Below are 20,205 nucleotides of genomic sequence, written 5' to 3' on the forward strand. Positions count from 1 at the left end.
TAAAAGAAAACGTTATGAAATATATAGTTTCCATGATCCTGTTGCTGGCTATTGCCGCAACATCCTGTAATAAAATGCTGGATGAAAAAGTGATCACCAATGTGACAGATTCGTTTTATAATACCAAAGCCGGTTTCCAGACGGCAGTTACCGGATCCTATGTGGCTATGAGGGCTTTTTACAGCACGGAACGCGGGATGACATTAACCGAAACGGGTACTGATATCTATACCAATGGCTCCGATGGCGATTTTAAATTTGTAAGCCAATATACTTCCCAGCTGGATTCCCGCTATATACATACCCGGGACCTGTGGAATAGTTTCTATCAAACCATTAATACCTGTAACGTAGTAGTAGACAGGGCCAATCTTATTCCGGACCTGGACAGTGCTACTAAAATAAAGGGTATTGCAGAGGCGAAATTTTGCCGGGCGCATTATCATTTTATCCTGATGGAGATGTTTGGTTCCATACCCTTACGGCTCAACGAAAACACCAAAATTGTTACAGAAGCGCATCGCGACAGTACCAAAGATGTATATGAGGCAGTGATCAATGATTTGCTGGCGGCAGAAAAAGATTTGCCCGCCACTCAAACTGATTGGGGCCGCGCTACGAAGCCCGCAGCAGAACATTTGCTGGCAAGGGTATATCTTACCCGTGCCTCTTCTCCGGATGCTAAACCAACAGATTATGCGGATGCCGCCAAATATGCAGACATGGTGATTAAGAACTATAGTTTCAAACTGTTGGATGATCCCGGACAGGTATGGGCGCAGGGAAAAGAGAACAATGCAGAAACCATTTTTGCGGCGCAATACACCACAGATGCGTTGTATGGCTATGCCGATAACAATGCCTGCCGGTTTTTCCTGATGCAATATGATGTATTGCCCGGTATGAAGCGTGATCTGGCAAACGGTACTCCCTGGAAGCGTTTCATGCCTACCAAATACCTGATTGAGAACCTGTATAAAGACCGGGTTCATGATGTGCGGTATGAAAAATTCTTTACTACCGTGTGGTTTACCAATGCGCCTACTCCTACGCTGGCCCTGGGCGATACCTCCGTTTATATGCCAGGCTATGATGTGTCGGATGCGGAGATTAAGTCGAAGAAATACCTGTTGGTGCCGCCACGTAACTACTTCGAAAAGTTATATCCTTCATTGAATAAGTTTGCGGATGCGCTCCGGCCGGATAACCAGGCTTCCGGCGTAAGGCCATTCATCGCCTTCCGCCTGGCAGAAACTTACCTGATAGATGCAGAGGCCCAAATGAAGCTGGGAAATAACCAGGCAGCTGCAGACCTGGTGAATGTAGTACGTATGAGAGCCGCCCGTCCGGGAGCTACTCCTGCCGAAACCCAGGCCAATCGTGATGCCATGAAAGCCACGGCTGCACAAATGACCATCGACTTTATGCTCGATGAAAGAGGACGGGAACTGGTGGGGGAGCAGCTACGTTGGTTTGACCTGGTGCGTACCCATAAATTACTGGAAAGAGTAAGACTGTATAGCGATAATCAAAAGGCAAAGGAAAGCATTACGGATAAGCACGTACTGCGTCCTATTCCACAAGATCAGATTGACCGGTCTTCAACACCATTTCCCCAGAATCCGGGGTACTAGTAGCAGCTGTTAATAATTGCCATCAGCCTTTGGTAGGTAGTGAAATTTAACAATCACTATACATACCAAAGGCTGATTGCTTTCCCTGAATTCCTTATCTTCATAAGCCTTTTCTAACTCAAAAAAACTTTAATTGCTATGGCCCAGAAGAAGATATTATTACTGACCGGTGATTACGCGGAAGACTATGAAACCATGGTTCCTTTCCAGATGTTGCAGATGATTGGTCATGAGGTACATGCGGTATGTCCTGATAAGGCCGCCGGTGAAAAAATTAAGACAGCGATTCATGATTTTGAGGGCGACCAGACTTACAGCGAAAAGCCGGGACATGGTTTTGTGCTCAATGCATCTTTTAATGATGTGGCGGGCGCAGATTATGATGCCCTGGTGATAGCAGGCGGCCGGGCTCCTGAATACCTGCGGTTAAATAAGCATGTACTGGAGCTGGTAAAGCATTTTTTTGTGGAAGATAAACCCGTGGCGGCTGTTTGCCATGGTATACAAATTCTGACGGCTGCTGATGTGGTACGTGGGAAGAAATTAACGGCTTATCCGGCAGTAGCTCCTGAAGTAACTTCGGCGGGAGGTACTTATGTATCTGTTAATGTTTATGAAGCGGTGGTAGATGGCAAGTTGGTGACGGCACCGGCATGGCCGGCTCATCCGCAGTGGATTGCCGCCTTTTTACAGGTGCTGGGAACTACTATTACACTGTAGTATTCATATATGTATAAAAATTTGATTATCAATAGAAAGAAGAAAGTTTAAATTATCTTTCTATGGATTTTCAAATTAAACGGGCATTGCTTACCTTTGCAGCCAAATTCAGGAGGCTATCCCTGCATTGACTGATAAATTCGTAATTCGTAATTGATTTTTATATATGTCCGGACAGCTTAAAGAAGTTCGTAACCGAATCAAATCTATTCAATCTGGTCAGCAGATCACGAAAGCCATGAAAATGGTGAGCGCTGCTAAGTTAAGACGTGCGCAGGATGCTATTCTGTTGATGCGTCCGTACGCAGTAAAGCTCCAGGAGATGTTGCAGAATATTGTTTCCAACAGTGAAGGCAGTATCAACACGCCACTGGCGGCACAGCGTCCTGTTGAAAAAGTACTGATTGTGGTAATTACTTCAGACAGAGGTTTGTGCGGTGCTTTTAACTCTAACCTGATCAAAACGGCTAAACGCGTTATCCGCGAGAAGTACCAGGATCAGTTCGAGAAAGGCAATGTAGAAATTCTGCCTATCGGTAAAAAAGGTTACGACCATTTTGTACAGAACGGCTATAAAGTAAACGATAAATTCTGGCAGCTGTTTGGCAGCCTTACCTTTGAGCACGTGAAAGAAGCTGCTGCGATAGCCCTGAATGGCTTCACAGAAGGTACTTACGATGCTGTTGATATCGTGTACAGCGAATTCAAGAATGCCGCTACCCAGATCTTTGTTACCGAGCAGTTTCTGCCCATCGCTAAAGTAGAAAATGAAGAAGATAATGCCCTGAAAGCAGACTTCATTTTTGAACCAGCAAAAGACACCCTGATCCAGGAGCTGATGCCTAAAATTCTGAATACACAGTTCTTCAAAGCCATCCTGGATTCTCATGCTTCTGAGCATGGTGCCCGTATGACTGCGATGGATAAAGCAACAGAGAACGCCAGCGAATTGCTGCGTTCCCTGAAAATCTCTTACAACCGTGCACGTCAGGCAGCCATTACCACAGAGCTGACCGAAATCGTGAGTGGTGCTGCTGCATTAGGAAGTTAAGTACTGTAAGGCATTTTTTAGCACTAAGTCAACAACTGAATTAATATTTTCAGATTAGGGTCAAAGACTGTATTTTCGGTCTTTGACCTTTTTTGTAACATCCGCACCTCCTGTTAACGTATGGAAATATCACAGATCATCCCGCACGTAGAAGCATTAATTTTTGCGGCCGATAGGCCCTTACCTTTGCTGGAAATAGTGGATCTGCTTAATAATGCATTGGCTTTCCTGGAAGACCGTACCACCCTTGACCAGGTGGAAGCTGCCATGGAAGCAATCAGGGAAAAGTACAACTCTGAATTTTATGCATTTGAAGTGCGCAGCAGCGGTGGCGGCTATCAATTCCTGACCAAAAAAGAATACTATCAAACGGTAGCCCAGCTGAATGGGGATAAGTTCCTGAAACGGTTATCCACCGCAGCCCTGGAAACACTGGCTATTATTGCTTACCGCCAGCCTATCTCCAAAGGGGAAATAGAGTATATCCGCGGGGTAAGTACAGATTATTCCATTCAAAAACTCCTGGAAAAGGAACTGATCGTTATTACCGGACGTAGTGAAGATCAACCCGGTAAACCACTCCTGTATGCCGTATCCCGTTCCTTTATGGATTATTTTGGCCTCGGCTCCATTGCAGACCTGCCTAAACTGAAAGAATTGTTTGATGAAGAAATGGTACAACCTACCCTCATCAGCGATGACACAGCTACCCTGGGCCGTGGAGAACATAGTACCCATACCGCAGAAACTGAAACTACCCATTCCCTGATGGTGTCTGAAGATGGGGAACTACTGGACCCTGATCATAAGCTGGATGACTTATCTACCAATACTCTTTTATCTCCCGCTCCCGAAGAAGCGCATCCCGCTTCTGAAGATGAAGAAGTAGAGCCGGATGATGAAATTGTTCGCCTGGATGATTTTATTGACGAGGCAAATGAAGAACCAGAGGAAGAACCCGAAAAGGAAAAGCAGCCGAAGAAACCGGCTACGCCTAAACCTCCGAAGGCGCAGTGGATAGACCCAGGTGACCGCGAACCTGAACATCCGGTGAGTGATGAAAAGGAAGAAGATCCTGATGATATGATAGAAGATAATATTGCCGCCCACGACATTGATGAAGAACGCATAGAAGAAGAGGCCGACCAAGAAGATAAAGAAGATAATGTTGATAATGACGTGATTGCTGATGATGGAGATAAGGATCCGGATGATATGATGGAAGACGCGATATTAGGAGAGAAACTGCTCTCTGTTGAAGAGGAGCAAGAAGAGGAAGAAGAGGAAGAAGAAGAAGATGAAGATGATGATAGTGAGGAGGAGAGTGATATACATCCCGATGAAAAATAAAGTGAAAACGAATATAATTTCAGGAGTAATAAAGAAACCGGGTCTGTCCCGGTTTTTTTTATTGTTTATAATGAAGTGCCTGTTTAGCCCAGAAACAGCCACGAGAAGGTATTCCTGAGAGAAAATCGCACGCCGACCCGCAATAAAGACAAGCTGTCGGGCTCATTAATAATGATTTCTCATCTTTTTCTAAAGGTAATTTAATCGGATTTTAATGTAATTGTTGCAGGAGGTTAGTAGTATTGTTATGCGAAAGAACTGTTTCAGTTAAGTATTGTTTTGTGATGCATTTTTTGTTCTAATAACCTTGTTAAATCACACGCATTGGCCTGATTTTAATCAATGTGTAAAAATATTTTTGCCTTGTAACTTAATGGTTGTAATAATCGTTAGGGCGCAGCGTGCGCCTCACTTTTTGTATATCAATAATGAGAGCTACACTTCATTCAGCAAGAAAAAGTTAAAAGAAGGTAATTGTAAAATTTATTAACAGGCATTGCTAGGGGGGAAGACTTTTTGTGGCGTTAATACATTGATACTATGCTGACCTATTGGTTTGTTTAACTTATTATGATATTTATATGCAGATGTGTAAAGTTTTTAGTGCTGAGAATATATTCGAATATAATCAGTTACTAGATGAGATGAAGCTCAATTTGGACATTTACTATCAGCCCGGTTTTTTGGAAACAGATGCCTTCCTGCACAAAGGTACCTATGAGATATTTGTTTGTCAGGAAGATGATTATATTTTTATTTATCCTTACATCCGCAAAGATTTAATTAATGGCTACTACGATATAACATCGCCCTATGGCTACTGTGGCCCATATTCAAATGATTCATTGTTTTTTCAGAAAGGAGAAAGAATGTTTATTGAATATACCTGCAGACAAGGATTTTTGGTATCTGAATTTATCCGGTATCATCCTGTTTATAACAGGAGAGAACAGGATAGGTTTAAATATTTTACGTCAAACTTTTTGAATCGTACTGTTGTAATGCTATCAGAAAGCATTGAATGGAATAAGATATGGAATGAACAGTTTAGTAGTACAAATAGAAATTTGGTACGTAAAATGCAAAGTGAAGGATATACTTTTGAATTAGTAGATCCTGGTGTGTACCTCACTGAATTTATGGGTATGTACTATCAGAATATGTTGAATGTACATGCAAAGGAGTATTATTTTTTTAGTGAAGCATATTTCTGGAAACTGGTGAATAAGCTGGGAGAAAAACTGGTGATGGCAAGAGTGAGAATGAATAACATTACCTATGCTACCAGTTTGTTTTTTCTCAGTGGGAACATTGTAACCTATTTTCTTTCTGCCAGGAACTTTAACACACCTCAGATACCGGCTACTAATTTTATGCTCTCCAACATGGCGGAATGGGGACACCTGAATGGCTATAACTTTTTCAATTTGGGAGGAGGCTTAACTAATGATAAGCAGGATAGTTTGTTTAAATTCAAGGCAAATTTTTCAAAGGATTATGCACCGTTTTACATTGGTAAACGAATACATAATCCTGAAGTATACGAAGCTCTGAAAAAAGATTGGATAGATAATAACGGAACGGAGAAATATGAAACCGTGAAACAGGTGCTCCAGTTTTATCATCATTAAAATTATTCATTACAGAGAAGCAATCACTGTGGCAAAAAGACTGCTCAACAACTTATCCGCTTTACCTGCTACCGCAATAATTTCTTCAATAGAAACAGGATGTAAATTATCCGGATCACATTCATCTGTAACTACCGACACTGCTGCACAAGGAAGTTGGAGTTGATTGGCTACAATTACCTCCGGTACAGTGCTCATCCCTACCAGGTCGGCGCCTATCATGCGCAGGAAGCGATATTCTGCCCTTGTTTCCAGGTTGGGGCCCATCACGGAAACGTATATACCGGTTTTTAATGCAGTACCGAGTGCGGTGGCAGCAGTATGTAATTTTTCTCCCAATGCCGGATCGTATGGACGGCTCATATCGGGGAAACGGGGGCCATACAGGGGCGAATTAAGACCACGTAGCGGGTTTTCCGGCTGCATGTTAATATGATCGTCCAACAGGATCAAATCCCCCTTTTTAAAGGCCGGATTCATGCCGCCGGCAGCATTACTGAGCAGCAACTGTTGAATGCCCAGTGCTTTCATGACACGTACCGGAAAAGTGATTTGTTGCATGGTATAACCTTCATAATAATGGAAGCGACCTTGCATAGCTATTACCGGCGTATGGCCGATATGCCCCAGTACCAGGTTGCCTTTATGAGATTCTACTGTAGATTCCGGGAAATGAGGTATCTGGTGATAAGGAATAGTATGTGTGATGTTGATATGATTAACCAACTCTCCCAGACCGGTACCCAGCACTATGCCTACACGGGGCTTTTCAAAGGAAAAAGTTTGCAGATAAGAGGTAGCCGCAGCTATTTGTTGCAGTAGCAGATCCATACATGATTGAATTTGCTGCAAATTAATTCCCTTTACGCGCAATCAGGTAAAAGAGGGGTGGAAAATATCTTTTAAACCATAGTAATATCCTTTCTTCCCGCGCAATCAATACCATTTTTTTTCGTTTATGCATGGCATTTAGAATGCGTTGAGCGCATAGTGTTACCGATAATCCTTTTGCCTGGTTGGGATCCATTTTGCCATAGGCTTCTCCGTTAGCTGTAATGGCAGAATAGGTAATAGGGGTACGAACCCGTCCGGGACAAATAATGGTGGTGTATAAGTGGGGAATAGGGTTTTCTGTTTGCAGGGTTTCAAAGTATCCCTGCAGGGCGTGTTTGGCGGCATTATAGCCAGAGCGCCAGGGATAGCCCATTAATCCGGCCATACTACTGATAATAATGATTTGTCCGCCTCCCTGTTCCCGGAAATGAGGCAACAGGGCCTGGGTAAGCATCACGGCGCCGAAGAAATTTACTTCCATTAGTTGTCTTACTGCAGTAACAGAAGTGTCTATCAGTTTGGAACGTTGTGTTACGCCGGCATTATTCACCAGCACATCTATCTTCCCAAAAAATTGTACAGCACGATGGGCGCCTTGCTGTACCTGGGCTTCATCGGTAACATCCATCAGCACTATTTCGCACCACGGTGTGTAAGACAGGCATTCGTTGCGCACTGCTTCCAGGGCTGCCTGGTTGCGGGCGGCCAGTATCAACCTGGCCTTTTCTTTAGCCAATAAAAGCGCCAGCTCATGGCCTATGCCCGAGCTGGCGCCTGTAATGAGTATTACTTTACCTGTATAATGCATACTGGAAATAGCGCTACTATTTCAGCGGCGTGAGTTTAATGTTTTTCCATCTTACCTTGATACCACCACCGGAATGGATTTGCAGGGCAATTTGACCATTAGCAGCGCCAATTTTATCATCTTTCAGCGTAATCATTTCATGACCATTGAGCCAGGTGGTAACGTTATCGCCTTGCACCCGTACTTTCATGGTATTCCATTCGCCCATTTTCAGGTACTTTTCTTTTTCTTTGTCGGGTTGTATAAGCCATCCGCGGCCATAAGATTCATAGATACCACCGGTATGCATGCCCGGAGGCGCTACTTCTGCCTGCCAGCCGGTAATTTTAGTACCTTCCAGGGAAGAGTGGAAAAATACACCACTATTACCATTGGCTTCCTGTTTGAATTGAACGGTCAGTTCAAAATCTTTGTATTGACCGTCTGTACCCAGGTAGCCATATTCCTTATCAGGACCGCTTTCACAGATTAGTTCTCCTTTTTCTACGTACCATTTTTCGGTACCATATACTTTCCAGCCGTCCAGGTTTTTACCGTTGAATAATGACTGCGCTTTTTGTGCAAATCCCTGGCTGGCGCTCAGTAACAAGGTGGCGCCCAGGAAGAATTTGAAGCAAGTTTTTTTCATAACACTGCATTAATTGATTGAAAACCGGTTTATACAAAAAAAAAGTCCTCCCCGCTACAGTGGGGAGGACTCAATATAAGGTCTATTTCCTGTATTTCTAAATCGGAAAATTATCTGGCAATGTTCACGGCACGTTTTTCACGGATCACGGTTACTTTGATTTGCCCCGGATACTGCATTTCTGTCTGTATCTTATTGGCAATTTCGAAAGACAGGCGATCAGCATCTCCATCGGAAACTTTATCACTTTCTACGATGATACGTAATTCTCTACCTGCCTGGATGGCATAAGCTTTTTCCACACCATCATGAGCGAGGGCGAGGTTTTCCAGGTCTTTAATACGTTGCAGGTAGCTCTGCATGATTTCACGACGTGCACCAGGACGGGCACCGCTGATAGCATCGCAGGCCTGAACGATAGGGGAAATAACATATTGCATTTCCATTTCATCGTGGTGGGCGCCAATAGCATTCACTACTGCTGCGTGTTCACCATATTTTTCAGCGAGTTTCGCACCAAGGAGGGCGTGGCTCAGCTCAGTTTCTTCGTCAGGTACTTTACCAATATCGTGCAGTAAGCCGGCACGTTTGGCCAGTTTAGGGTTTAAGCCCAGTTCAGCAGCCATTACCGCGCAAAGATTAGCGGTTTCTTTAGAGTGCATGAGCAGGTTTTGTCCGTAGGAAGAGCGGAAACGCATCTTACCTACCAGTCGCACCAGTTCTTTATGAAGGCCATGGATACCCAATTCAATCACCGTTCTTTCACCGATATCCATTACCTGTTCTTCCAGTTGTTTCTTGGTTTTTTCTACCACTTCCTCAATACGGGCAGGGTGGATACGTCCATCCTGCACCAGGCGTTGCAGCGATAAACGTGCAATTTCGCGGCGTAATGGGTCGAAGGAAGATAATACGATGGCTTCAGGGGTGTCGTCTACAATCAGATCCACACCGGTAGCCGCTTCAATGGCACGGATGTTACGGCCTTCACGACCAATGATCTGTCCTTTGATTTCATCACTTTCCAGGGTAAATACGGTAATGGTATTTTCAATGGTTTGTTCAGCAGCCGTACGCTGTATAGATTGGATGATGATTTTCTTCGCTTCTTTGTTCGCTTTTAACTTAGCGTCTTCGATGATCTCCTGGATATGAGAGAGGGCCTGTGAGCGGGCTTCTTCTTTCAGGCTTTCCACCAGCTGGTGTTTGGCCTCTTCTGCTGTTAAGCCGGCTACTTTTTCGAGGCGGCGGATATGTTCTTCCTGGTGTTTTTCCAGTTCAGTACGCTTAATGGTTACCAGTTCCATTTGACGGTTCAAGGTTTCCTTGATGGCGTCATTTTCATTTATTTGCTTCTGTAACTGTTCGTTTTTCTGGTTAACCGCCTGTTCTTTTTGTTTGATACGATTTTCCGATTCTCCCAGTTTCTGATTGCGTTGCAGTACATCTTTCTCGTACTCGCTCTTTAGTTGCAGGTATTTTTCTTTTGCTTCGAGCAGCCTGTCTTTCTTGAGATTCTCCGCACTAATCTGTGCATCTGCGATGATTTTTTTAGCCTGATTTTCAGCTTCGTCTATTTTATGCTGTGTATTTTTGGCAAAAATCACCTTACCTAGCACAATCCCAATGACTAATGCTACTACTGCAGCTATTGTCGTGATAAGTGTAACATCCATATGAATTATTTATACTTGATTTATGTAGTATTCTCCTACCCAAGCTGCTGCTAAAACACAACAGGGGCGAGAACTGACCCGCGAAAATACAAAAAAATAGCAGTTAAAGCGTCTTTGGTACGTGATAATTAGCCAATTAGCTAATTCATTGTTAAGCAATGGGTAAGGTGCAATTACCCTAATGCCTGGTTGATAATTTCTTCCAGCTTTTCCAGCTTCTCCTGCAAAAAGGGTGCAGTGCTTGCCTGGGCTTTTCCGCCGCTGGTAACAGGGTGCGTGGCGTACATGATAAGGGCCATAGCGATATAGTCCTGCAGGTCTTTTCCTGCATATGAAGTCTTAAAATCTACAATTTTCTCATTCACTTCTTTCATAATACGACGTACCTCCGCTTCTTCTTCCGGTTTTATCTTAATCCGGTAAGAGCGGTCTGATACGACAATGTTAATAGGAATGAGTGTATCCATCGTATATGATTTTATCATCAGCTGTTCAGTAAAGCGATACAGCGGTCAATTTCTTTGATATAATCATTGATTTTGCCGCGGATTTCCTTTTTGAACGCCTCATCTTCTGCTGCTATGGTTGTACCTCCCTGGGCGGTGGATGCAATTTTCATGAGTTGCAACCGGTCCTCCAGTACCTGTAATGACTGTTGCTGCTGTTGCAGCTCCTGTTGTTGTGTTTTAACTTCTTCTTTGAGCAACACATTCTCCGCCTGTACCTGCTGGAGTTTTTTGACCAGCAGGTGCAGTTTCTCTTCTACGCGTTGAATGTATTGCTCTAACACCATTTTATTCAAATTACGAATTACGAATTATGAATTACGAATTTGAGAGAAGAAATTCGGGTAAATCTACCCACAACTCCGTAATTCGCAATTTGTAATTCATAATGCTATTTTCTAATCTCCGCCTGTAACTGTGTTTCAAATGTTTTGATGAGTTTTTCCATGACACTGTCAATTTCTTTGTCAGTGAGGGTTTTCTGGGAATCCAGGAAAGTAAAGCTTACTGCGTAAGACTTCTTATTAGTGCCCAGTTTTTCGCTCTCAAATACATCGAACAGATTCACCTGTTGTAACAACCCGGATTTCACGCTGCGGGCGGCTGCTTCTACTGCTGCAAACTTCGTTTGCTTATCAAGTATCAGTGCCAGGTCCCTGCGAACTGCCGGGAAGCGGGGAATTTCTTTGTAAAAGTTATCACTTTTTTGCAAGAGTCCCAGTATTTTATCCCAATTAAAGGTGGCATACCATACGGGCTGTTTAATATCAAATTGCTTGAGCTTCGCCGTAGGAACGCCTCCGAGGGTTACCACCACCTGGTTTTTTACTTTGATTTCCCAGGCTGGCTGTAAGCCGCTTTCTGTACTTTCTGCCCAGATAAACTGTTTGTAACCCAATTGTTGGAGGATATTTATCACAAAACCTTTTAGGAAATAGAAGTCTACCGGCTTCGCAGCATGCATCCAGGTTTCCGCGGTTTGTTTCCCGGTGAGATACAACACCAGGTGATTGTTTTCCCCATAGCCTTTCTCCAGTACCTGGTAAGTTTTCCCGAATTCGAAGAACAACAGGTCTTCATTTTTACGGTTCAGGTTATGGGAAATGCTCTCCAGGCCGGTTTCCAGCATGGAAGGACGCATGATGTCCAGCTCTACAGTGAGACTGTTCATCATTTTTACCGCGTGCTCCAATACTTCAGGGGTATAATATTTACTATTGGTAATGGAGTTGGTGAAAATTTCATTGAAACCATTGCCTGCCAGGTAATCAGCGATTTTTTCCTTTACACTTTCCGCGTCTGGCTGGGCAGACAGGGCTGGTGAAATGCTTATTTTGGAAGGGATTTCAATATTATCCAATCCGTCTATCCGCATTACTTCCTCTACCAGGTCGGCCGGGAGACTGATATCCGGTTTGCTGAATGGCACGGATACACGAAATCCGGTGGCTGATTCAGACAGGATTTCAAAGCCCAGGCTGCGGAGGATGTTTTTGATTTTATCTTCCGGATAGTTACTGCCGCTGAGTTTACGGATATAGCTATACGTGGTTTCTATCTGTGTTTTTACTTTTACGGTAGGATATATGTCGATGATTTCAGAAGCTACCTGTCCGCCACCCAGTTCGCAAATCAGTGCCGCAGCACGTTGCAGGGCAAAGGTGATATTAGAAATATCTACCCCTTTTTCGAAACGGGAAGCTGCATCTGTACGTAATCCATGACGGAAAGAAGTGGTACGGATACCCCCTGCACTAAAGAAGGCGCTTTCCAGGAAAATGTTGGTGGTGGTATCGGTTACACCGGAATGGAGTCCGCCAAACACGCCCGCAATGCACATCCCTTCACCGGCGCCGTTGCAGATCATCAGGTCGGTAGCATCCAGTTTTCTTTCTTTTTCATCCAGCGTTACAAACGGGGTACCGGCCGGCAGGTTTTTTACCACCACGGCGTTGCCCTTTATAGCGGCTGCATCAAAAGCATGGAGCGGTTGCCCGGTTTCATGCAGGATAAAATTGGTGATGTCCACAATGTTATTGATAGGACGAACACCAATGGCTGTCAGCTTGGTTTTCAGCCATTCAGGCGAAGGTGCTACCTGTATACCGGTAATGGATATACCACTATACCGGGGGCATGCATCGGTATTTTCGATGGTGACGCTGATCGGCAAAGGTGTGGCTGCTTTCGGCAGGGCCTTAATTTCCGGGAGTTGTACCTGGTATTTATGGGTATGCTCGATGTTATTCAGGAAAGCACATACGTCTTTAGCCACACCAATATGGCTCATAGCGTCCATGCGGTTAGGTGTTAAGCCTATTTCGTAGATATAATCATTGGCGGGTTTAAATACCTCACTGGCCGGCGTACCTGGTTCCAGGGCGGCGTCCAGTACCATGATACCATCGTGACTGTTGCCCAGTCCCACTTCATCTTCTGCGCAAATCATTCCCTGGCTTTCTTCTCCACGGATCTTTGCTTTTTTCATGGTCAATGGTTCGCCACTCAGCGGGTAAATGGTAGTGCCAATAGGGGCCACCACTACTTTTTGTCCTACTGCTACGTTAGGGGCACCACATACAATGTGCAACGGTTCGCCATTGCCAATGTTAACGGTGGTGAGTCTCAGTTTATCCGCATTCGGGTGTTTTTCTGCTGTCAGTACTTCTCCGATCACCAATCCAGCCAGACTGCCCTTTACTGCTTCAAATTTTTCCAGGTTCTCTACTTCCAGGCCAATCCTGGTTAAAATGGTAGATAGTTCCTCCGGTGTAGGCTTTACCGGTAAATAATCACATAGCCAGTTGTATGAAATCGTCATTTATCTGCTTGGTTTATTTATTTAAGTGGCGTAAAGTTAGGAATAATGCGCTTAAAGCTGAAAGGATAACGCAAAAAGCAAGTGTAGCGAATATTTTAGCGGATGGGATCTGGCAGAATCACACAAATTATGCCGCTAAACATGCCGTTAGGTAGGCTTTTTCCTTTGCCGGGATTGGGTTCTGCTGTATTTTCGCAGGTTGTGGAAAATCTTTTCTCACAATGTGTGTGAATAATCGGACCTTTGCTTGGGGATTTTCGGTGTTTTGGTGGATAACCACTATGGTGTCAGTGGATAACTGACATTTTGCTTGTGGATAAGCTGTGTATGGAGCTTAATAAATTTAGTAACGAACCGAGGGGTGTTAATTAAAAAAATGCCTTTACCTTAGTTTGTACGGCTTGCAAAAGTTTACAATTTCTTAAAGTAGCTATCACCCCTGATGAATGCGGGAAAAATGCAGATATCGATTGTAAAAAACAACTGGAAAGGCCCATTGACAGTAACCTTTTATTAACTTTTTTTAATACACTAACCATAAATGGATCTCAATCTTAAGAAGGACCGCAATGTGCGTAGAAAGCCGTCCATTGATGTGTCATCCTTGGTGTATGGCAAGATACCACCACAGGCTAAAGAATTGGAAGAAGCTGTTTTGGGAGCCGTAATGCTGGAAAAAGGAGCCTTTGACTCCGTTATCGAAATATTGAAGGGGGAGTGCTTTTATGTGGAAGCACACCAGATTATTTTTAGCGCTATGACCCGCCTGGCGGGCAAGTCTATGCCGGTAGACATTCTCACCGTTACAGAAGAGCTGAAATCAATGGGTTCCCTGGAACAAATTGGAGGTCCGTTTACTGTGATGAAACTCACCAACATGGTGGTTTCTTCTGCTAACATTGAAGCGCATGCCCGTATTATCCTCCAGAAGTTTATTCAACGGGAACTGATCCGTATTTCCGGCGAAATATTGACGGAGTCTTATGAAGACACTGCCGACGTATTCGACCTGCTGGACAGCGCGGAGTCTAAACTCTTCGAGGTTACCAATAACCACTTACGTAAAAACTACGATTCCATCGATCGCGTACTGGTAAATACCATGAAGCGTATCGAGGATCTGCGTAATAAAGGAGATGATATCACCGGGGTGCCTTCGGGTTTCCCTTCACTGGACAAGGTGACTTATGGCTGGCAGTCTACGGATTTGATCATCATCGCTGCACGTCCTTCTGTGGGTAAAACTGCTTTCGCGCTGAACCTGGCGCGTAATGCGGCGCTTCACCCCCGTTTCCCGAAGGGGGCAGCGGTATTCTCTTTGGAAATGTCTTCCGGCCAGATTGTACAACGTATTCTCTCGGCCGAGTCAGAAATAAAGCTGGAAAAAATTTCCCGTGGTAAACTGGAAGAATATGAGATGAAGAAGCTGATGACCCATGGTATTGAACGCCTGGCCAAAGCACCTATCTTCATTGACGATACCCCGGCACTGAATATCTTTGAGCTACGTGCTAAATGCCGCAGGCTGGTACACAATCACGGCGTAGGCGTTATCATCATCGACTACCTGCAGCTGATGAGTGGTAGTAGCGATGGTAAAGGCACCAACCGTGAACAGGAAATCAGTAAAATTTCCCGTGACCTGAAAGGATTGGCAAAGGAGCTACAGGTACCGGTTATCGCCCTCTCCCAGTTGAGCCGAGATGTGGAAAAACGAAAAGACGGTAACAAAATGCCGCAGCTGAGTGACCTCCGTGAATCCGGAGCGATTGAGCAGGATGCGGACATGGTAATGTTCCTCTATCGTCCTGAATATTATGAAATCAATACCAATGAAATGGGCGAATCCAATAAAGGTGAAACCCACGTTCGTATAGCCAAGCACCGTAATGGTCAGCTGGATACCATCAAACTGAGAGCTGTACTGGAATACCAGCGCTTTGAAGATGATGGCAGCCTGGAAAACCCTGGCGGCGGAGGCAGTCCTTTCGCAGGTATCAGTCGCTCTCCACAAGGTGGCGGCGGCAACGATGAAGCGAAACTGTATATACAGAAAGGATCCCGTATGAATGATATGAACTTCGACGAAGGTTTCGAAGATGCTCCATTTTAGCGCATAAAAGATATTGCTAAAAGCCGGCATCGAAATCGATCGCCGGCTTTTTTTGGCTCTAACCCGCCCGTAACTGTCTGCTAATACCGTAAATAAGCCAGGGATAAGATGCCCGCTGATTTACGGGCATTCAGATTGTTTAACAATAAAGACTAACAAGATTAATCAATGAAACAGCTGTACGCAAAATACAAAGGTCATTACAAAGACAATTTCAGTTTAGCCTACCCCGTAGTCATCTCTCAATTAGGACATACACTGGTTGCATTATCAGATAGTATTATCATTGGTCATACCGGTAAAGTTCCGCTGGCGGCGGTGTCGCTCGGCAACGGCTTGTTTTCCGTTTTCATGGTTGCCGGTATCGGCATGTCCTATGGCCTTACTCCGTTGATTGCACAGGAAAATGGACGGGGTAATAAAAACGCTATCGGATTTTTACTAAGCCATAGCCTTATCATCAATATGGTGGTAGGGGTATTGTTATCTGCTGTGATTTATGTGGGTAGCAGCCACTTGTCGTTCCTGCACCAGGAAGGGGATGTGGCGGAACAGGCCCGCCCCTTCCTGCGTTTCCTGGGCTTTTCCTTTATTCCGTTAATGCTGTTTCTTTCCTTTAAACAGTTTGCGGAAGGGCTGGGGTTTACGCGGCAGGCGATGAATATTAGTATTATTGGTAACGTCATCAATATTATTATTGGGATTACCCTGGTGTATGGCTTGTTTGGGATGCCGCGACTGGGCGTCATTGGTGTGGGTATTGCTACCTTTACGGACCGCCTGATCATGGGAATTACGATGATGCTGTATGTATTGCGGGCGCCTCGCTTCAAGCCCTACCTGCAATCTTTTGGCTTTAAAAATCTGCAGGCGGCGGCTGTTAAGAAAATACTAGGTATTGGTACGCCGGTAGCTATGCAGTATTTATTTGAAGTGAGTGCATTCAGCGGTGCTGCCGTGATGGTGGGCTGGATGGGCGCAGCGGAATTGGCGGCGCACCAGATTGCACTTAGCCTCGCTGCCATGACTTACATGATGGCCAGTGGTATTTCTGCTGCTGCCGGTATTAAAAGCGGGAATAATTTTGGAAAGAAGAATTTCGGGGAATTGCGGCTGTCGGCCATCGCCAGCTATCATATGGTGCTGTTGTTGATGGGAGGTGCGGCGTTGTTGTTTACCGTGGGTAATCACCTGCTGCCATCTTTCTATATAAAGGATCCGCAGGTAATACAAATTGCTTCCCGGTTGTTGATCATTGCAGCATTCTTCCAGTTGTTTGACGGCATGCAGGTAGTAGGACTGGGTATTTTGCGCGGATTGGGCGATGTACGCATTCCTACTGTGATAACCTTGCTGGCATACTGGGTATTGGGTATTCCATTGGGTTACCTGTTGGGTATTCAGCTGGGATATGGTGTAGAAGGTGTATGGTGGGCGCTGCTGTTAGGGTTGCTGGTGGCTTCGGTGTTGCTGTTTATCCGGTTCCATATCAAAACAAAAAAACTTTCTGCTTAACTTTGTGGGTATGGATTTGCCAGTTTTTTATGCACCGGAAATACAGCCGGACGCCGTTACATATACAATGAATGAGGATACATCCAAGTACTGTATCCAGGTATTACGTCATGAAAAAGACGATAAAGTATTATTGGCAGATGGCCGTGGGCGTAAGTTTACCACGATTATTACTGATGATAACCGTAAAAAATGTGTGGTAAAGGTACTGACTTGTGAAACGGTGCCACCGCCGGCAAAGGCGCTACGTATAGGCATTTCCTTTACCAAAAATGCTTCGCGCATAGAATGGTTCCTGGAAAAGGCAACGGAAATAGGTATTCAAACCATTATCCCGTTGGTAACACAACGCACAGAGAAGGAGAAAATAAAAGCAGAGCGGCTGCAGAATATACTGGTATCGGCGATGCTCCAATCACAGCAGTTTTATTTGCCTGAATTACAGGAGCCGCAGGCATTTGATAAGTTGGTAAAGGGTAATAAAGATCCACAACGGTTCATTGCACACTGTTTACCTGAGCAAAAGCAGGAATTGCAACATAGTATGCAACCCGGAAAGGATACCCTGATACTGATAGGCCCGGAAGGAGATTTTACACCGGATGAGATTAAACTTGCGCTGGAGCAGGATTTTGTGCCGGTAACGCTGGGGAATACCAGGTTACGTACTGAAACAGCGGGGATGGTGGCAGTGACGTTGATGAATCTTTTGTAGAGAAGGATATTGGTGGATAATCAGAGCGGATGTTGTCTTTGTACAGGATTAGACTGATTAGACTGATTTTTTTATTTTGATTTTCTGGATTAAGAAAGATGGGAGATGAAAGCAGGTATACCTGCTTCTATCTCCCATTATCTTTTAAAATCTTTTAAATATAATCAGCATAATCAGTCTAATCCTGTACAAAGACAACATCTGCTCTGATCAGTCGCCTCAATAGCTTTTTGCTTTCCGCTTTATGCTTTCTGTTTCTTCCTTGTTCGCATATTCAGCATTTCCACACCAAATGAGAAGGCCATAGCAAAGTATACATAGTTTTTCAGGTTCATGTCGTGTGCTCTTTCCGCATCCCATCCTTCGATGATCAGGATGGCGCCTACCATCACCAGGAACGAGAGGGCCAGCATTTTCAGCGTAGGGTGCTTGTGGATAAAGTCGCTGATACGTGGCGCAAAAAGGAACATGACAATCATGGCAATAATAACGGCCACAATCATGACAGGTACTTGTTTAGCCAGGCCCACGGCGGTAATGATACTATCGAAGGAGAATACCGTGTCGATCACGATAATCTGGCCTACGATGTTGAGGAAAGAGGCGGCAGGTTTTCCCCCGTTTTTGCTGTCGGTGTGTTCTTCTTCCCCTTCCAGTTTATGATGGATTTCGAGGGTTGTTTTGATCAGCAGGAAAATACCACCACCCAGCATGATCAGGTCGCGCAGGCTAAAGCCGTGGCTGGCAATGCTGAACAGGGGATCTTTGGCTTTTACAATGTAGCCGATGCAAAGCAGCAGGGCAATACGGATAGCCATACCGGCAAACATCCATACACGGCGGGCTGCGGGTCTTTTTTCAGGGGCTAATCTGTTGAGTACAATTGAAACGAAGATCACGTTATCGATGCCCAATACGATTTCCATGAGCACCAGTGTAAATAAACTGATGAGCGATTCTGCAGTAAGAAACTGTTCCATATAGGTTGAATAAATAGATAATTGGCAATGTTACGGGCGTAATCCTGCACAGATCTTTTTCACGATGGCAGGACCTTCGTAAATGAAGCCGGTATACACCTGCACCAATGAAGCGCCGGCATCCAGTTTTTCCTGGGCATCTTCTGCCGTGAAAATACCGCCTACGGCGATAATAGGGATGCTGCCTTTACTGTGGGTGTGGATATAACGGATAACTTCTGTGGCTTTGCGTTTTACGGGAAGTCCACTTAATCCGCCGGCGCCAATATCATTTACTTCCGCTGCAGGGGTTTTTAATCCCGCCCGGCTAATGGTGGTATTGGTGGCTACAATGCCGGCCAGCTTGGTTTCCGTCACAATTTCGATGATATCGTCCAGCTGTTCGGTGGTCAGATCAGGGGCTATTTTAAGTAAAATGGGTTTGGGGGCAGGCTTTTGTCCATTTAATACCTGCAGGTGATGCAGCAGTTGTTTCAATGGCTCTTTTTCCTGTAATGCGCGCAGGTTAGGGGTATTGGGAGAACTCACATTCACCACAAAATAATCTACTACTTCATACAGCGCGTGAAAGCACTTTTCATAGTCACTCACGGCTTCTTCATTCGGAGTGATTTTGTTTTTCCCGATGTTGCCACCTATGATGATATTGGATTTTCTACGTTGTAAGCGTTTGGCGGCAGCAGCGGCGCCTTCGTTGTTAAAGCCCATGCGGTTAATCAGGGCTTTGTCGGCCGGCAAACGGAATAACCGGGGCTGCTCATTACCAGGCTGGGGTTGTGGGGTGACAGTACCTATCTCCACAAAACCAAAACCCAGACAGGCCAGTTCATCAATGTACTTCGCATCTTTATCGAAGCCGGCCGCGAGTCCTACCGGGTTGGAAAATTTAAGTCCGAACACTTCACGTTCCAGGCCTTTGGTTTTTACCCCGCAGAAGGCGTTCAGTATTGTTTTACCCAGTGGCAGGGAATAGACTGTCTTCATACCACGCATTACGCTGTGGTGAATGTTTTCCGGCGGATAGCGGAAAAGAAATTTTTTGATTAGGTTGTACATTGCGGGGCAAAGATAAATAGGATTTATGTGATTTTGGTGATTCCCTTGACGCGAAAAGAGCGATTTCCCCCCTACTTTTTTTAGAAATAATGGCCGGAAATGCCCTGATTCCGTATTTGTACGCAAAGATGACAGACGGTTGGGAGAAAATTAGAAATCATCTAAAT

At 44.7% G+C, this 20,205-nt stretch carries 16 protein-coding genes and 1 pseudogene; 8 read left to right on the forward strand and 9 right to left on the reverse strand.

From position 1 onward, the window contains the following. The first annotated feature begins 14 nt into the window (after positions 1–14). The 5 genes and pseudogenes from AC5ZC7_RS00585 (at position 15) to AC5ZC7_RS00605 (ending at position 6,386) form a co-directional block, all read left to right on the forward strand. A complete protein-coding gene (locus AC5ZC7_RS00585; protein WP_496160094.1) occupies positions 15–1,634 on the forward strand; it encodes a RagB/SusD family nutrient uptake outer membrane protein in 1,620 nt (539 codons plus the stop codon). 138 nt (positions 1,635–1,772) lie between these two features. Then, positions 1,773–2,354 carry a DJ-1/PfpI/YhbO family deglycase/protease gene (locus tag AC5ZC7_RS00590; RefSeq protein ID WP_496160093.1) on the forward strand — a complete coding sequence of 194 codons (582 nt, stop codon included), beginning with the start codon at positions 1,773–1,775 and terminating at the stop codon, positions 2,352–2,354. 166 nt (positions 2,355–2,520) lie between these two features. Then, a complete protein-coding gene (gene atpG, locus AC5ZC7_RS00595; protein ID WP_496160092.1) occupies positions 2,521–3,405 on the forward strand; it encodes an ATP synthase F1 subunit gamma in 885 nt (294 codons plus the stop codon). 120 nt (positions 3,406–3,525) lie between these two features. After that, positions 3,526–4,020: pseudogene (gene scpB, locus AC5ZC7_RS00600) on the forward strand (SMC-Scp complex subunit ScpB); the annotation flags it as partial. Positions 4,021–5,399: 1,379 nt separating this feature from the next. Continuing rightward, the gene (locus tag AC5ZC7_RS00605; RefSeq protein ID WP_496160091.1) at positions 5,400–6,386 is read left to right on the forward strand and encodes a GNAT family N-acetyltransferase; all 987 of its coding nucleotides are present in this window, start codon (positions 5,400–5,402) and stop codon (positions 6,384–6,386) included. 9 nt (positions 6,387–6,395) lie between these two features. Here the strand turns inward: AC5ZC7_RS00605 and AC5ZC7_RS00610 are convergent, their stop codons facing one another. From AC5ZC7_RS00610 to pheT, 7 genes are all read right to left on the reverse strand, one after another. Further along, the gene (locus AC5ZC7_RS00610; RefSeq protein ID WP_496160090.1) at positions 6,396–7,217 is read right to left on the reverse strand and encodes a purine-nucleoside phosphorylase; all 822 of its coding nucleotides are present in this window, start codon (positions 7,215–7,217) and stop codon (positions 6,396–6,398) included. Positions 7,218–7,239: 22 nt separating this feature from the next. Continuing rightward, complete coding sequence (locus AC5ZC7_RS00615; protein ID WP_496160089.1) at positions 7,240–8,028, reverse strand: SDR family oxidoreductase; 789 nt, start codon at positions 8,026–8,028, stop codon at positions 7,240–7,242. Positions 8,029–8,044: 16 nt separating this feature from the next. Next, positions 8,045–8,656 carry a 3-keto-alpha-glucoside-1,2-lyase-like domain-containing protein gene (locus AC5ZC7_RS00620; protein ID WP_496160088.1) on the reverse strand — a complete coding sequence of 204 codons (612 nt, stop codon included), beginning with the start codon at positions 8,654–8,656 and terminating at the stop codon, positions 8,045–8,047. Between the two features lie 110 nt (positions 8,657–8,766). Next, on the reverse strand, positions 8,767–10,332 hold the full coding sequence (gene rny, locus AC5ZC7_RS00625; RefSeq protein ID WP_496160087.1) for a ribonuclease Y: 1,566 nt from the start codon (positions 10,330–10,332) through the stop codon (positions 8,767–8,769). A gap of 173 nt (positions 10,333–10,505) precedes the next feature. Then, the gene (locus AC5ZC7_RS00630; RefSeq protein WP_291920653.1) at positions 10,506–10,799 is read right to left on the reverse strand and encodes a cell division protein ZapA; all 294 of its coding nucleotides are present in this window, start codon (positions 10,797–10,799) and stop codon (positions 10,506–10,508) included. Positions 10,800–10,816: 17 nt separating this feature from the next. After that, entirely contained in the window at positions 10,817–11,125 is a 309-nt protein-coding gene (locus tag AC5ZC7_RS00635) for a hypothetical protein (protein ID WP_496160086.1), read from the reverse strand. Between the two features lie 104 nt (positions 11,126–11,229). Further along, entirely contained in the window at positions 11,230–13,659 is a 2,430-nt protein-coding gene (gene pheT / locus AC5ZC7_RS00640; protein ID WP_496160085.1) for a phenylalanine--tRNA ligase subunit beta, read from the reverse strand. Positions 13,660–14,200: 541 nt separating this feature from the next. Between pheT and dnaB the strand changes: the two genes are divergently transcribed. From dnaB to AC5ZC7_RS00655, 3 genes are all read left to right on the forward strand, one after another. Continuing rightward, positions 14,201–15,772 carry a replicative DNA helicase gene (gene dnaB, locus AC5ZC7_RS00645; protein ID WP_496160084.1) on the forward strand — a complete coding sequence of 524 codons (1,572 nt, stop codon included), beginning with the start codon at positions 14,201–14,203 and terminating at the stop codon, positions 15,770–15,772. 168 nt (positions 15,773–15,940) lie between these two features. Beyond that, complete coding sequence (locus AC5ZC7_RS00650; protein WP_496160083.1) at positions 15,941–17,287, forward strand: MATE family efflux transporter; 1,347 nt, start codon at positions 15,941–15,943, stop codon at positions 17,285–17,287. A gap of 10 nt (positions 17,288–17,297) precedes the next feature. Beyond that, positions 17,298–18,002 carry an RsmE family RNA methyltransferase gene (locus tag AC5ZC7_RS00655; RefSeq protein ID WP_496160082.1) on the forward strand — a complete coding sequence of 235 codons (705 nt, stop codon included), beginning with the start codon at positions 17,298–17,300 and terminating at the stop codon, positions 18,000–18,002. A gap of 242 nt (positions 18,003–18,244) precedes the next feature. On the opposite strand, the gene AC5ZC7_RS00660 is transcribed toward AC5ZC7_RS00655, so the two are convergent. Then, positions 18,245–18,982: a TerC family protein gene (locus AC5ZC7_RS00660; RefSeq protein WP_496160081.1), complete on the reverse strand. Its 738-nt coding sequence runs from the start codon at positions 18,980–18,982 to the stop codon at positions 18,245–18,247. Positions 18,983–19,012: 30 nt separating this feature from the next. Next, a complete protein-coding gene (locus AC5ZC7_RS00665; protein WP_496160080.1) occupies positions 19,013–20,038 on the reverse strand; it encodes a quinone-dependent dihydroorotate dehydrogenase in 1,026 nt (341 codons plus the stop codon). Positions 20,039–20,205 lie beyond the last annotated feature (167 nt).

This window comes from Chitinophaga sp. 9-1-y (assembly GCF_059511905.2).

Coding starts and splice junctions, on each gene's coding strand:
- AC5ZC7_RS00585 (WP_496160094.1), top strand. CDS start 15: ATGAAATATATAGTTTCCATGATCCTGTTGCTGGCTATTGCCGCAACA.
- AC5ZC7_RS00590 (WP_496160093.1), top strand. CDS start 1,773: ATGGCCCAGAAGAAGATATTATTACTGACCGGTGATTACGCGGAAGAC.
- atpG (WP_496160092.1), top strand. CDS start 2,521: ATGTCCGGACAGCTTAAAGAAGTTCGTAACCGAATCAAATCTATTCAA.
- AC5ZC7_RS00605 (WP_496160091.1), top strand. CDS start 5,400: ATGAAGCTCAATTTGGACATTTACTATCAGCCCGGTTTTTTGGAAACA.
- AC5ZC7_RS00610 (WP_496160090.1), bottom strand. CDS start 7,217: ATGGATCTGCTACTGCAACAAATAGCTGCGGCTACCTCTTATCTGCAA.
- AC5ZC7_RS00615 (WP_496160089.1), bottom strand. CDS start 8,028: ATGCATTATACAGGTAAAGTAATACTCATTACAGGCGCCAGCTCGGGC.
- AC5ZC7_RS00620 (WP_496160088.1), bottom strand. CDS start 8,656: ATGAAAAAAACTTGCTTCAAATTCTTCCTGGGCGCCACCTTGTTACTG.
- rny (WP_496160087.1), bottom strand. CDS start 10,332: ATGGATGTTACACTTATCACGACAATAGCTGCAGTAGTAGCATTAGTC.
- AC5ZC7_RS00630 (WP_291920653.1), bottom strand. CDS start 10,799: ATGGATACACTCATTCCTATTAACATTGTCGTATCAGACCGCTCTTAC.
- AC5ZC7_RS00635 (WP_496160086.1), bottom strand. CDS start 11,125: ATGGTGTTAGAGCAATACATTCAACGCGTAGAAGAGAAACTGCACCTG.
- pheT (WP_496160085.1), bottom strand. CDS start 13,659: ATGACGATTTCATACAACTGGCTATGTGATTATTTACCGGTAAAGCCT.
- dnaB (WP_496160084.1), top strand. CDS start 14,201: ATGGATCTCAATCTTAAGAAGGACCGCAATGTGCGTAGAAAGCCGTCC.
- AC5ZC7_RS00650 (WP_496160083.1), top strand. CDS start 15,941: ATGAAACAGCTGTACGCAAAATACAAAGGTCATTACAAAGACAATTTC.
- AC5ZC7_RS00655 (WP_496160082.1), top strand. CDS start 17,298: ATGGATTTGCCAGTTTTTTATGCACCGGAAATACAGCCGGACGCCGTT.
- AC5ZC7_RS00660 (WP_496160081.1), bottom strand. CDS start 18,982: ATGGAACAGTTTCTTACTGCAGAATCGCTCATCAGTTTATTTACACTG.
- AC5ZC7_RS00665 (WP_496160080.1), bottom strand. CDS start 20,038: ATGTACAACCTAATCAAAAAATTTCTTTTCCGCTATCCGCCGGAAAAC.